We start from the raw sequence: 13,412 nt of genomic DNA, 5'->3' as shown, positions 1-13,412 counted from the left end.
ACCGTGGCACTTCGCACCAAGGCCGGCAGCACACTGCGCAAGGTCATCGGACCGCAGCGCACGGACGCCGTACGTCGCTGGGAGCGCCAGGCACGCCGCACCGCAGCGCGCCGGCTCAACCCGGAGGCGCCCCGCGCTGTGGAGAAGGCCACGCCGAAGTACGTCCCCTCCGACCCGTTCGCCGACTTCCCCGAGCCCACGAGGTCGCGCCACCAGCTGTTGATCGCGCTGCACAAGCAGCTGCAGCCCCGGACCTACCTCGAGATCGGGGTCTTCACGGGCTCGAGCCTCGGCCTGTCGCGTACCCGGTCGATCGGTGTCGATCCCGGCTACACGATCACCAAGGAGATCCAGTGCGAGGTGCAGCTGCACCGCACGACGAGCGACGAGTTCTTCTCCCGCCCGGACCCGATCGCGTTCTTCGACGGCGTCCCGATCGACCTCGCGTTCATCGACGGGATGCATCTCGCCGAGTTCGCCCTGCGTGACTTCATGAACGTCGAGAAGCACATGTCCCCGGCCGGCGTGGTGCTGCTCGACGACATGCTCCCGCGCAACTCGCTCGAGGCGGCGCGCGACCGCCGCACCGCCGCGTGGGCCGGCGACGTGTTCAAGGTCGCCGACATCCTGAGGACCTACCGGCCCGACCTGACGATCATCCCGGTCAACACCTCGCCGACCGGCACGGTGCTCGTCCTCGGACTCGACCCGTTCTCCCGGGTGCTCGACGACAACTACGACGCCGCGCTGGCCGCGTGCCTCGCCCCGGACCCCCAGGTCGTGCCCGAGGAGACGCTGTGCCGCACGTACGCGGCCGACCCGGTGACCCTGATGGCATCGCCGGTGTGGGCCAAGCTCGTCGGTCTCCGCAAGAAGAACGTCAGCCGCGCCGCACTCGACAAGGCGCTCGGCACTCTCACGGCGTGACCGAGAGCGCCGTCGTCACGCACGCCCGCGGGCTTCTGGGCCGCGTGCTGCATGGTCACGACGTCGCGGTGCGCATCACCGAGGTCGAGGCGTACGGCGGCATCCACGACCCGGCCTCGCACGCCTACACGCGTACTCCGCGGTCCGAGATCATGTACGGCGCACCGTGGCGGCTCTACGTCTACCGGTCGTACGGCATGCACTTCTGTGCCAACGTCGTGACCGGGCCGACCGAGGAGGCGTCCGCGGTGCTGATCCGCGCCGGCGAGGTCGTCGCCGGGATCGAGGTCGCCCGCAGTCGCCGTCCCGCGGTCAAGGACGTCGCCCTCGCCCGCGGACCCGGCAACCTCGCGAGAACACTCGGTCTGACGCTCGACGACCTCGGCACCGACCTGCTGACGCCCGAGGGCGTACGCCTGGGGGAGCCGCCGGCCGGCACCCCCGACATCAGCGCCGGGCCGCGCGTCGGGGTGTCCAAGGCTGCGGACGTGCCGTGGCGATTCTGGATCACGGGCGACCCGACCGTGTCGGCCTACCGCCGCAGCCCACGGGCCTAGAAAACTTTCTGCAGAGTTTCTCGTCGAGGCTGTCGTGTCGAAGGTCGACCGTTCGTGGTGTTGGTGAAGGACCCACCAACCGAGGAGACATCCCGATGCCTGACATCAAGAGCCGCTGGCTCGCTCTCTACGTTCTCTGCCTCGGCGACCTGATGATCGTGCTCGACTCGAGCATCGTCAACGTCGCCCTTCCGTCGATCCAGACCGACCTCGGCTTCTCGCAGGCCGCGCTCGCCTGGGTCGTCAACGCCTATCTGCTGACGTTCGGCGGGTTCCTGCTGCTGTCGGGCCGCTTCGGCGACCTCCTCGGCAACAAGCGGGTGTTCCTCGGCGGCGTCGTGTCGTTCACGATCGCCTCGATCGGCTGCGGGCTGGCCCCGTCGGCCGAGCTGCTGGTCATCGGCCGCGCCATCCAAGGACTCGGCGGCGCAGCGGTGTCCGCAGTCGCCCTCGCGCTGATCATGGGCCTGTTCACCGAGCCGGGGGAGCGCGCCAAGGCCATGGGCGTCTTCGGTTTCGTGATGTCCGGCGGCGGCGCCCTCGGCGTGCTGCTCGGCGGCGTCCTCACGGGCCTGTTCTCGTGGCACTGGATCTTCCTGGTCAACGTCCCGATCGGCGTGGCCGTGTGGATCGCCGCCCGTCGGGTCCTGCCCGCCGATGACGTGGTGCCCTCCGAGGCGCGCGTCGATGTCGTCGGGGCCGTCATGGTCACCGCATCCCTGATGCTCAGCGTCTACGCCATCGTCGGCGGCAACGACGCGGGCTGGACGTCGGCCCGAACGCTCTTGATGCTCGGCGGGGGACTCGCCCTGATGGTCGCGTTCATCGCTCGTGAGGCGCGCGTCGCCAACCCGCTCGTCCCGCTGCGGCTCTTCGCGCACCGCAACGTCTCGGTCTCGCAGATCGTCGGCGTGCTCTGGGCCGCGGCGATGTTCGCGTGGTTCTTCCTCGCCGCGATCTACCTGCAGAAGGTCCTGCACTATGACGCCCTCGACGTCGGCCTGGCGTTCGTCCCCATGAGCGTCGTGATGGCCTACTGCTCGCTGCGTGTCTCGGACAAGCTCGTCATGCGGTTCGGCATCCGCCCGCCGCTGGTCGCCGGCCTGTTGATGGCCGCGGCAAGCCTCGCGCTGTTCTCCCGGGCACCCGTCGGTGGCAACTTCGTGGTCGACGTGCTGCCGTCGATGATTCTGCTGGGGTTCGGCGCCGGCATCGCGTTCAACCCCGTCCTGCTGGCCGCGATGGGCGACGTCGAGCCGCACGAGGCAGGCCTCGCCTCGGGCGTCGTCAACACGTCGTTCATGATGGGCGGTGCGCTGGGCCTCGCGGTCCTGGTCAGCATCTCGTCCGCACGCACCGAGAGCCTGCTCGCCGATGGTGCGGCCAGCGTCGAGGCGCTCAACGGTGGCCTGCAGCTGGCGTTCGCAGCCGGCGCCGTGGCGGCGCTGCTGGCGGCGATCGTGGGCGGGGCGTTCCTCCGGCCCAAGCCGATGTCCGACATGGCGCCTGAGCTCGAGGTCGAGGTCGCCGCGGCCTGACCGACGAGTCGCCGCTACCGCTGGTCGGTCGACCAGCGGTAGCGGCGTTCGGGACGCCCGGCGCTGCCGTAGTTGAGGCGTACGACGGCGTGTCCCTCGTCGACGAAGTGCTCCAGGTAGCGGCGGGCGCTGACCCGGGAGATCCCGACGCGTTCACCGCACTCGGTCGCCGACAGCTCACCGGTGTCCTTGAGCGCAGCACCGACCAGGTCTGCGGTCTCCTGGCTGAGTCCCTTGGGCAGCGGCTGGCCGGCCGGCTGCGCCGTCCCGAACGCCCGGTCGATCGACTCCTGATCGGCCTCACCGTGCTCCAGCAGGGCGAGCGTGGCGCGTACGCGCAGGAGCCGGGCGGCCAGGTCGGGGTACTCGAAGGGCTTCACGAGGTACTGCATCGCGCCGCCGTGCAGGGCTGCTCGTACGACCTCGGCGTCACGGTCGGCGGTGACCATGACGACCCCGGCGACGTTGCCGGCTGCCCGCAGCCGTTGCAGCACGTCGAGCCCGCTCATGTCGGGCAGGTGCACGTCGAGCAGGATCAGCTCCGGCGCGAGCTCGTCGACGAGGCGCAGGGCCTCCTCGCCGTTGCGGGCGACGCCGACGACCGTGAACCCGTCGGTCTTCTCGACGAATCGCGCATGGATCCCGGCGACCATGAAGTCGTCGTCGACCACGAGCACGCCGATCACGCGGGCACCCCGGCCAGCGGCAGCTCGACGCGGAACGTCGTGCCGTCCTCGTCGTCGACCGTGACGCTCCCGCCACGCTGCGTGCAGATCAGCTGTACGAGCGGCAGCCCGATGCCACGACCACCCAACACGTCCGGCTTGGTGGAGAAGCCGCGCACGAAGATCGCGTCGCGCATGCCGTCGGGGATTCCCGGCCCGTTGTCGTGGACCTCGAGCTCGAGCCGGCCGGCGTCCACGCGGGTGGTCACCACGACCTCGGGCGACGGCTCGGCCCGGCAGGCGTCGATGGCGTTGTCGACCAGGTTGCCGACCACGGTCGTCAGGTCGGCGGACTCGGCGGAGGTCAGCCCCGGCAGGCGCGAGTCCGGGCTCAGGGTCAGCGAGACCCCGGCCTCGGCCGCGACGCTCGACTTGGCGATGAGCAAGGCCGCCACCGCTGGATCGGCGATGCGGCTCGTGACCTCGTCCGTGATCTCGGCGCGCCGGCGGGTCAGCGTGCCGACGAGCGCGGTGACCTCGTCGTACTCCTCGAGCTGCACGAGACCCGAGATGGTGTGGAGCTGGTTGGCGAACTCGTGGGTCTGGGCGCGCAACGTGTCGGTGATCGAGAGGTTGGAGCTGAGCTGGCTCTGCATCGAGACGAGCTCGGTCCGGTCGCGCATGGTCGTGACGGTACCGATCCCCTCGCCGTGGCTCGACGCCGAGCGCTGGTTGAACACCAGCACGCGCGCGCCGACAAGCACGACGGCGTCCTGACTGTCGCTGCCCGCCGTGAGCAGCTCCTTGACCTGCGGATCGAGTGCCAGCTCGGCTACCGGTCGTCCGACCACTCCGGCGTCGAGGTCGAGCAGCTCCCGTGCACTGTCGTTGACCATCGTGACCTTGCCGTCCGTGCCGACGGCGATGACGCCTTCGCGGATGCTGTGCAGCAGTGCCTCGCGGTGGTCGGCCAGCGTGGCGATCTCCTGTGGCTCGAGCCCGCGCGTACGCCGCTTGATGAGCCGCGCCAGCAGCAGCGAGCCGGCCACCCCCAGCAATGCGCCCACGCCGAGGAACAGCGCAAGATCGGGCGCGGCATTGGTCAGTCGCTGCCAGTTCGAGGGATAGCGCTGTTGGGCGATCGAGAGGCCGACGAGCTTCCCGTCATCGTTGAGGATCGGAGCGTGACCCGCGACGGCCTGGTGCCCGTTGTCGTCCACGTCACCGACCCAGCCACGACCTTCGCGTACGCGGCTGTCGCCGAGGTCGATCCTTCGGCCGACCAGACGCGGGTCGGAGGACGACAGCACGACGCCCTTCGGATCCGCGATCGTCACCTCCGTGGCTCCCGAGAGGCTGAGCGCCCGGCTGATCGACGGTGCGAGGGCGCTGGCCGGCGCCGGACCGTCGATCTCGGAGCGTACGACCGAGATGTTCGCGAGGTACTCCGCGACCGAACGCATCTGCGATCCGCGTTCGCTGGAGAACGTCATGGTCGACTGCCGCACCGAGATCGCGGCGACAATCGCCAGGACGAGGGCGACGACGACCAGCTGCAGGCCGAGGAACTGCCCAGCGAGTGTGAGCCGTTGCCGGCGCGGTGACCACAAAGACCACAACCTCCTTTGGTTCCGCAATAGTGACTCACGCCACACGTGGAGGCCATGCTCGGGGTCGACCACAGGAGGTTCCATGACGTCGAGACGACGTGTCCACGCAAGGCTCGCGGGTGTCATCCTCGCAGTCGCGGCCGCGATGGTGCTGGCGAGCTGCGGCGTCACCCGCGGATCCGACGACGAGGGGCACCGCCGGCTCCAGATGTGGATCCCCAACAGCCCGGGCGGAGGCTACGACCTCACGGGCCGCGCCGCGACCCACGTCCTGGAGGACGAGGACCTCACCGGCCGCTTCGAGATCACCAACGTGCTGGGCGCCAGCGGCACCGTCGCGATGCAGCGACTGCTCAACGCCAAGGGCTCGAACGACGTCGTGATGACGATGGGGCTGGGCGTGGTCGGCGCCGTCTACACCAACGAGTCGAACGCGCGAGTCTCCCGGGCGACGCCGATCGCCCGGTTGATCGAGGACCAGGAGGCGCTCATCGTGCCCAAGGACTCGCCCTACAAGACCGTCGAGGACCTCGTCGACGCGTGGAAGAAGGACCCCAAGAGCGTCACGATCGGCGGTGGGTCGTCGCCGGGCGGCCCCGACCACATCTTCCCGATGCAGCTCGCCAAGACGATCGGCATCCAGCCCAAGCAGGTCAAGTACATCGCGTACGACGGTGGCGGCCCCCTGACCACGGCGCTGCTCGGCGAGAAGATCGACGTCGGCACCTCCGGCCCGAGCGAGTTCGAGGGCCAGATCAAGGACGGCTCGCTCCGCGTGCTCGCGGTCTCCGGCGCCGAACGGCTCGACAACATCGACGCGCCGACCCTCAAGGAGTCCGGCGTCGACATGGTCTTCGCCAACTGGCGGGGCGTGCTCGCGCCTCCCGGCATCTCCGAGGAGACGAAGCAGTACCTCATCACGCTGTTCGAGGACATGCACAAGACCAAGGGCTGGCAGGCCGAGCTCAAGCGCAACGGCTGGATCGACGCCTTCATCACGGGTGACGAATTCGGCACCTTCCTCAAGGAACAGGACGAACGGGTCGCCACGACCCTGAAGGAGCTGGGACTCGCATGACCACGACACAGCACACCCCACCCGGCGAGACCCGGGTCGTCGACAAGGCCCAGTACGGCCTCGCGGCAGGCATCGGCATCGCCGGCGCCTACGTCATCTACGACGCGACCACCTTGCACAAGGGATTCGCGGACCAACCGGTCCAGCCGTACACGTTCCCGTTCATCGTCGGAGCAGGCCTGATCGTCCTTGCGGTGCTGCTGGCCCTCGCCACGGCTCGTGGTGACGTGCCCGAAGCCGAGGAGGGCGAGGACGTCGACCTCACCACGGGCAGCGACTGGGTCACCGTCGGCAAGCTCGTCGTGGTGTTCGCGCTCAACTTCGCACTGATCAGCTGGCTCGGCTGGGCCATCACGGGGGCCCTCCTGTTCGCCGGCACAGCCCACGTGCTCGGCGCGCGGTCGATCGTGCGCTCCCTCGCGATCGGCGTCGTGCTGTCGGTCCTGTCCTGGTACGGCTTCTACTCCGGCCTGGGTCTCGCGATCCCGGCCGGCGTCCTGGACGGAGTGCTCTGATGGGATCGTTCGACCTGTTGATGCAAGGCTTCGAGAACGCCTTCACGCCGACCAACCTGCTCTACGCGTGCATCGGTGTGCTGCTCGGCACCGCCGTCGGCGTCCTGCCCGGCATCGGCCCGGCGATGACCCTCGCGCTGCTGCTGCCGATCACCTACAGCGTCGAGCCCGCGAGCGCGCTCATCATGTTCGCCGGCATCTACTACGGCGGCATGTACGGCGGCTCGACCACCTCGATCCTGCTCAACACACCAGGGGAGTCCTCCTCGGTCGTGACGGCGATCGAGGGCAACAAGATGGCCAAGGCGGGTCGAGCGGCCCAGGCCCTGGCCACCGCGGCGATCGGCTCGTTCGTCGCCGGCACGATCGGCACGCTGCTCCTCGTGCTGTTCGCCCCCAAGCTCGCCACCGAGGTCGTCAAGCTGGGTGCACCGTCCTACTTCGCGCTGCTCCTCCTGGCGCTCTTCGCCGTCACCGCCGTCCTCGGCAGCTCGCGCCTCCGCGGCTTCACCGCGCTGTTCATCGGTCTGGCGATCGGCCTGGTCGGCACCTCGACGGGCCAGCCGCGACTGACGTTCGGCAGCCCGCTGCTCGCCGACGGCATCGACATCGTGGTCGTCGCGGTCGCGATCTTCGCGATCGGCGAGGCGCTGTGGGTCGCGTCCCACCTGCGTCGCCGCCCGCTCGACATCATCCCGGTCGGCCAGCCGTGGATGAGCCGTGACGACTGGGGCCGTTCCTGGAAGCCCTGGCTGCGCGGCACCGCGTTCGGCTTCCCGTTCGGCGCGCTGCCGGCCGGCGGTGCTGAGCTCCCGACGTTCCTGTCGTACATCACGGAGCGCAAGCTCGCCAAGAATCCCGAGGAGTTCGGCCACGGTGCCATCGAGGGCGTCGCGGGCCCGGAGGCCGCCAACAACGCCTCCGCCGCCGGAACGCTCGTGCCGCTGCTGGCCATGGGCCTGCCCACCACCGCGACCGCGGCCGTCATCCTCCTGGCGTTCCAGAGCTACGGCATCGAGACCGGCCCAGGCCTGTTCGACAGCCAGCCGATCCTGGTGTGGACGCTGCTGGCCAGCCTCTTCATCGGCAACACGTTGTTGCTGGTGCTCAACCTGCCGCTGGCCCCGGTGTGGGCGAAGCTGCTGCAGATCCCGCGGCCGTACCTCTACGCAGGCATCCTGTTCTTCGCCTCGCTCGGCGCCTACAGCGTCAACTTCCAGTGGTTCGACCTGCTGATCCTGCTCGTCATCGGGCTTCTCGGCCTCGCGATGCGGCGCTTCGGCCTGCCGGTGCTCCCGCTGATCATCGGGGTCATCCTCGGCCCGCGGCTCGAGGCGCAGCTCACCGAGGCGCTCGCGATCTCCTCCGGAGACGTCAGCACGCTGTGGAGCGAGCCGGTCGCGGTCATCGTCTACGTCATCATCGGCGCCACGCTGCTCTTCATCATCGGCAACGGCCTGCGCACGATGGCCAACAACAGGAAGGTCGACGCATGACTGTCGTCGTGGCGTACAGCCCGGACATCTACGGCAAGGCGGCGCTCGAGTACGGAGCGACCGAGGCGTCACGCCGCAACGAGAAGCTCGTCGTCGTCAACGACACCAAGGGTGACGCGTACGTCGACAAGCGGCTGGCTGCCGAGAAGGACATCGACGCGCTGCGGACCGAGCTCGAGCGGCTCGACGTGCAGACCGAGGTACGCCAGGACGTCGTCCCCGACGTGGCCGAGGCGGTCCTGCAGGTCAGCGCCGAGTCGGGCGCGACGCTGATCGTCGTGGGCGTACGCCCGAGGACGCCAGTCGGCAAGCTGCTGCTCGGCAGCGTGGCCCAGCGCATCATCCTCGACGCGACATGCCCCGTGCTGGCGGTCAAGCCGGACGCCGGCTAATCGTCCTCTGGGAGCCTCGCGCCGGGGATCTCGCAGACGCCGTCCTCGCACACGGGTGCGGCGTCGTCGCCGACGGTCTCGAGCGGGTTCACTCGCCCGACGCCGCCTTCTGCAGCACCTCGACGAACACCGAGGGATCCTGGGCGCCGGAGACGCCGAACTTCTTGTCGATCACGAAGAACGGCACACCCGAGATCCCGTACGCGATCGCCTGGTCCTTGTCGGCCTGCACGTCGGCGACGTGCTGCCCGGACTTCAGCGCCTCGACGACCTCGGCCCGGTCGAGCCCGATCTCCGCGGCGAGGTCGGCCAGGTCGTCGATGCGACCCACGTGCCGGCCCTCCTCGAAGTACGCCGACAGCAGCCGCTCCTTCATGTCGAGCTGGCGGCCCTGCGTCTTGGCGTAGTGCAGGAGCTCGTGCGCCTTGATCGTGTTGGTGTGCTGCAGCGCGGCGAAGTCGTACGACAGACCCTCGGTCGTGGCCAGCTCCGTCATCTGGGCCAACATCGTCTCGACCTGTGCGGGGGCCATGCCCTTGTGGCCGACCAGGAAGTCGACCTCCGTGCCGTCGAAGTCGACGGGCGTGTCGGGTGCCAGCTCGAACGAGTGGTACTCGACCTCGAGGGCGCCACCGCCTTCGGCGAACTCGGCTGCCGCGGTCTCGAACCGGCGCTTGCCGATGAAGCACCACGGGCAGGCCACGTCGGACCAGATGTCGACCTTCACTGTTTCAGTCACGCCGTGTGCAACGTCATGGCTCCCGGCGGGTATTCCGCTCGCCACGAGAGGAGTTTCGCCGGTACGCTCATGTCATGACAATTGCCGTGGCGTACCGTCCCGACGACTTCGGACGGGCCGCCCTCGACTGGGCCGCCGCCGAGGCGCGCACCAAGGGTGAGTCCCTCCTGATCATCAACGTCCACCGTGTCGAGCCGCGCCTCGACACGGGGCACGCCAAGGGCCGTCACCTCCAGGACCTCACCGAGGGCCTCGCGAAGGACAACGTGCCCTACGAGCTGCGCCAGGTCGAGGGCGAGAACGTCGCCAGCACGGTCCTGTTCGAGGCCGAGCAGGCCAGTGCGTCGCTCATCGTGATCGGCGTACGCCCGCGCAGCCCCGTCGGCAAGATCCTGATGGGCAGCGTCGCGCAGCAGATCCTGCTCGACTCCGCAGTCCCCGTCGTCGCCGTCAAGCCTTAGGCAGGGGAGTGCCGCGCTAAAGTCGCGGTGCATCCCCGACCCCGAAGGACTGGCCAGTGACCCACGTACTCGACGACCTCGACGCGCGAGGACTCATCGCGCACTCGACGGACCGCGACGCCCTGCGCGCGGAGCTGTCCGAGGGGCCGATCACCTACTACGTGGGCTTCGACCCGACAGCGCCGTCGCTGCACATCGGCAACCTCCTCCAGATCCTGACCGCCCGACGTCTGCAGCTCGCCGGCCACCGGCCGCTCATGCTGGTCGGCGGCTCCACCGGGCTCATCGGTGATCCCAAGGAGGCCGGCGAGCGGGTCATGAACACCAAGGAGACCGTCGGCGAGTGGGTCGACAACATCCGCGAGCAGGTCTCCCGTTTCGTCGACTTCAGCGGCGACAACGGTGCGACGGTCGTCAACAACCTCGACTGGACTGCAGGTCTCAGCACGATCGACTACCTGCGCGACATCGGCAAGCACTTCCCGGTCAACCGGATGCTGGCCCGCGACGTCGTGAGCAGCCGGCTCGAGTCCGGCATCAGCTACACCGAGTTCAGCTACGTTCTGCTGCAGTCGCTCGACTACCTCGAGCTGCACCGGCGTCATGGGTGCGTCCTCCAGACCGGCGGCAGCGACCAGTGGGGCAACATCACCGCAGGCGTCGAGCTGATCCGCCGAGCCGACGGCGACAAGGTGCATGCCCTCGCCACGCCGCTCATCACCAAGGCCGACGGCACCAAGTTCGGCAAGACCGAGTCAGGCACGGTGTGGCTCGATCCGGGCCTCACGAGTCCCTACGCCTTCTACCAGTCGTGGATCCAGGCTGAGGACTCCAAGGTCATCGAGTACCTCAGGCAGTTCACGTTCCTCGACCTCGACGAGATCAGCCAGATCGAGGCCGAGCATCTCGAGAAGCCCGGCCTGCGCGGCGCACAGCGCCGCCTTGCGGCCGAGGTGACCACGATCGTGCACGGCCAGGAGGAGACCGCGGCCGCCGAGCTGGCGTCCCGAGCACTGTTCGGGCGCGGCGAGCTCTCCGAGCTGTCGGAGTCGACGCTCGCGGCGGCGTTGCGTGAGGCCGGCGCCGTCGACCTGGCGTCAGCCGACCGACCCACCGTGGTCGACGCCTTCGTGGCCGCCGGCCTTGCCGACAGCAGGTCGGCCGCGCGCCGAGCCGTGGCCGACGGGGGAGCGTACGTCAACAATGAACGCGTCTCCGACCCCGATCTCGAGCTCACCACCGAGCACCTCCTGCACGGCACCTGGGCGGTCCTGCGCAAGGGAAAGCGGTCGATCTCGGGCGTGTCGATGTCCTGAACCCCGTCATTTCAGGGTCTGCGAACCGTGTGACGTGGACCATACGGAGCCGATTTGACGAAGCGGGAAACGCCCCCGTAATGTTCTTCTTGTTGGACAGCACGGCGGAGCGAAAGGCCGAAAGGCCGGTCACTCGGAGCTTCCAACCAGCTCAACCGAAACGGTCGACGGCACGGCGCCTCAGGCGCCCGGAGACGGACCGCGGACAACGAAGCTGATCATGGTGACCGACCCGGTTTGACCGGTGAAAACGAGCCGTGTAAGTTAGACGAGTTGCCCCAAGGCAGAGACCGCGAGGTCGAAGTCGAGGTGAGCGTCTGATCCTTGAGAACTCAACAGTGTGCCAAAAGTCGACGAGATTAATTAGTAGTACCCCGTCGAGACCATCGGAGAGCTTCGGCTCGCCGACCTTGATGGAAATCAATTCCGACAATTTATTTGTCAGCAAATAGTTTGTCAGAGTCGAACTGAAGTTTGGCAGCGCTTTAGCTGCTTCAACGGAGAGTTTGATCCTGGCTCAGGACGAACGCTGGCGGCGTGCTTAACACATGCAAGTCGAGCGGTAAGGCTCCTTCGGGAGTACACGAGCGGCGAACGGGTGAGTAACACGTGAGCAATCTGCCCTTCTCATCGGAATAACCATTGGAAACGATGGCTAATGCCGAATATGACCTCGGATCACATGTTCTGAGGTGGAAAGCTCCGGCGGAGAAGGATGAGCTCGCGGCCTATCAGCTTGTTGGTGAGGTAATGGCTCACCAAGGCATTGACGGGTAGCCGGCCTGAGAGGGTGACCGGCCACACTGGGACTGAGACACGGCCCAGACTCCTACGGGAGGCAGCAGTGGGGAATATTGGACAATGGGCGAAAGCCTGATCCAGCAACGCCGCGTGAGGGATGACGGCCTTCGGGTTGTAAACCTCTTTCAGCAGGGACGAAGCGAAAGTGACGGTACCTGCAGAAGAAGGACCGGCCAACTACGTGCCAGCAGCCGCGGTAATACGTAGGGTCCGAGCGTTGTCCGGAATTATTGGGCGTAAAGGGCTCGTAGGCGGTTTGTCGCGTCGGGAGTGAAAACTCAGGGCTCAACCCTGAGCGTGCTTCCGATACGGGCAGACTAGAGGTATGCAGGGGAGAACGGAATTCCTGGTGTAGCGGTGGAATGCGCAGATATCAGGAGGAACACCGGTGGCGAAGGCGGTTCTCTGGGCATTACCTGACGCTGAGGAGCGAAAGCATGGGGAGCGAACAGGATTAGATACCCTGGTAGTCCATGCCGTAAACGTTGGGCGCTAGGTGTGGGGACCTTCCACGGTCTCCGTGCCGCAGCTAACGCATTAAGCGCCCCGCCTGGGGAGTACGGCCGCAAGGCTAAAACTCAAAGGAATTGACGGGGGCCCGCACAAGCGGCGGAGCATGCTGATTAATTCGATGCAACGCGAAGAACCTTACCTGGGTTTGACATATACCGGAAAGCTGCAGAGATGTAGCCCCCTTTTGGTCGGTATACAGGTGGTGCATGGCTGTCGTCAGCTCGTGTCGTGAGATGTTGGGTTAAGTCCCGCAACGAGCGCAACCCTCGTCCTATGTTGCCAGCACGTAATGGTGGGGACTCATAGGAGACTGCCGGGGTCAACTCGGAGGAAGGTGGGGATGACGTCAAGTCTTCATGCCCCTTATGTCCAGGGCTTCAAGCATGCTACAATGGCCGGTACAAAGGGCTGCGAAACCGCAAGGTGGAGCGAATCCCAAAAAGCCGGTCTCAGTTCGGATTGGGGTCTGCAACTCGACCCCATGAAGTCGGAGTCGCTAGTAATCGCAGATCAGCAACGCTGCGGTGAATACGTTCCCGGGCCTTGTACACACCGCCCGTCACGTCATGAAAGTCGGCAACACCCGAAGCCAGTGGCCCAACCGTTTACGGAGGGAGCTGTCGAAGGTGGGGCTGGCGATTGGGACGAAGTCGTAACAAGGTAGCCGTACCGGAAGGTGCGGCTGGATCACCTCCTTTCTAAGGAGCACTTGGCAGCCGGCGCAAGCCTGGTTGTCCATTGAGCTGTTTGTACGGCGAATGTCTGTACGCAGCTCAGCTCACTAGTGGATCGTCGATTATTTGG

Annotated in this window: 12 protein-coding genes and 1 rRNA gene; 10 read left to right on the top strand and 3 right to left on the bottom strand. The window is 67.2% G+C overall.

Translation table 11 applies throughout. The features are described from left to right. Window positions 1–3 precede the first annotated feature (3 nt). From ASC61_RS17505 to ASC61_RS17495, 3 genes are all read left to right on the top strand, one after another. A complete protein-coding gene (locus ASC61_RS17505; RefSeq protein ID WP_200935480.1) occupies window positions 4–927 on the top strand; it encodes a class I SAM-dependent methyltransferase in 924 nt (307 codons plus the stop codon). Beyond that, window positions 924–1,484 (top strand): DNA-3-methyladenine glycosylase, encoded by a 561-nt coding sequence (locus ASC61_RS17500; RefSeq protein ID WP_056214175.1) that lies wholly within the window; start codon window positions 924–926, stop codon window positions 1,482–1,484. The genes ASC61_RS17505 and ASC61_RS17500 overlap by 4 nt, the downstream gene beginning before the upstream one ends. Before the next feature lie 95 nt (window positions 1,485–1,579). After that, window positions 1,580–3,022, top strand: a complete 1,443-nt coding sequence (locus ASC61_RS17495; RefSeq protein ID WP_056214172.1) for a DHA2 family efflux MFS transporter permease subunit — start codon at window positions 1,580–1,582, stop codon at window positions 3,020–3,022. Window positions 3,023–3,036: 14 nt separating this feature from the next. Here the strand turns inward: ASC61_RS17495 and ASC61_RS17490 are convergent, their stop codons facing one another. Further along, window positions 3,037–3,708: a response regulator gene (locus tag ASC61_RS17490; RefSeq protein WP_082530742.1), complete on the bottom strand. Its 672-nt coding sequence runs from the start codon at window positions 3,706–3,708 to the stop codon at window positions 3,037–3,039. Continuing rightward, window positions 3,705–5,297, bottom strand: coding sequence for a sensor histidine kinase (locus ASC61_RS17485; protein ID WP_200935479.1), 1,593 nt, complete (start codon window positions 5,295–5,297; stop codon window positions 3,705–3,707). The genes ASC61_RS17490 and ASC61_RS17485 overlap by 4 nt, the downstream gene beginning before the upstream one ends. Window positions 5,298–5,379: 82 nt before the next feature. Here ASC61_RS17485 and ASC61_RS17480 point away from each other — a divergent pair, with 82 nt between their 5' ends. Genes ASC61_RS17480 through ASC61_RS17465 form a run of 4 tightly spaced genes read left to right on the top strand, consistent with a single transcriptional unit; the run spans window position 5,380 to window position 8,778 of the window. Further along, window positions 5,380–6,375, top strand: a complete 996-nt coding sequence (locus tag ASC61_RS17480; RefSeq protein WP_056214167.1) for a Bug family tripartite tricarboxylate transporter substrate binding protein — start codon at window positions 5,380–5,382, stop codon at window positions 6,373–6,375. After that, window positions 6,372–6,890, top strand: a complete 519-nt coding sequence (locus tag ASC61_RS17475; RefSeq protein WP_056214164.1) for a tripartite tricarboxylate transporter TctB family protein — start codon at window positions 6,372–6,374, stop codon at window positions 6,888–6,890. The genes ASC61_RS17480 and ASC61_RS17475 overlap by 4 nt, the downstream gene beginning before the upstream one ends. Beyond that, window positions 6,890–8,386 (top strand): tripartite tricarboxylate transporter permease, encoded by a 1,497-nt coding sequence (locus ASC61_RS17470; RefSeq protein ID WP_056214161.1) that lies wholly within the window; start codon window positions 6,890–6,892, stop codon window positions 8,384–8,386. Before ASC61_RS17475 ends, ASC61_RS17470 begins: the two co-directional genes overlap by 1 nt. Beyond that, a complete protein-coding gene (locus ASC61_RS17465; RefSeq protein ID WP_056214157.1) occupies window positions 8,383–8,778 on the top strand; it encodes a universal stress protein in 396 nt (131 codons plus the stop codon). Before ASC61_RS17470 ends, ASC61_RS17465 begins: the two co-directional genes overlap by 4 nt. A gap of 88 nt (window positions 8,779–8,866) precedes the next feature. On the opposite strand, the gene ASC61_RS17460 is transcribed toward ASC61_RS17465, so the two are convergent. Beyond that, entirely contained in the window at window positions 8,867–9,517 is a 651-nt protein-coding gene (locus ASC61_RS17460) for a DsbA family oxidoreductase (RefSeq protein WP_056214154.1), read from the bottom strand. A gap of 74 nt (window positions 9,518–9,591) precedes the next feature. Here ASC61_RS17460 and ASC61_RS17455 point away from each other — a divergent pair, with 74 nt between their 5' ends. The 3 genes from ASC61_RS17455 to ASC61_RS17445 all read left to right on the top strand — a co-directional run bounded on the left by ASC61_RS17455 (window position 9,592) and on the right by ASC61_RS17445 (window position 13,306). Then, window positions 9,592–9,978 carry a universal stress protein gene (locus ASC61_RS17455; RefSeq protein ID WP_056214151.1) on the top strand — a complete coding sequence of 129 codons (387 nt, stop codon included), beginning with the start codon at window positions 9,592–9,594 and terminating at the stop codon, window positions 9,976–9,978. A 56-nt stretch (window positions 9,979–10,034) separates the two neighbouring features. Next, complete coding sequence (gene tyrS, locus ASC61_RS17450; RefSeq protein WP_056214149.1) at window positions 10,035–11,294, top strand: tyrosine--tRNA ligase; 1,260 nt, start codon at window positions 10,035–10,037, stop codon at window positions 11,292–11,294. A 494-nt stretch (window positions 11,295–11,788) separates the two neighbouring features. Further along, window positions 11,789–13,306: ribosomal RNA gene (locus ASC61_RS17445) — 16S ribosomal RNA — on the top strand. Window positions 13,307–13,412 lie beyond the last annotated feature (106 nt).

The sequence above is a fragment of the Aeromicrobium sp. Root344 genome, assembly GCF_001425755.1.
Taxonomy (GTDB): Bacteria; Actinomycetota; Actinomycetes; order Propionibacteriales; family Nocardioidaceae; genus Aeromicrobium.
Note: the sequence above shows the minus strand (reverse complement) of the source record. Positions and strands in the feature narration are given on the sequence as shown.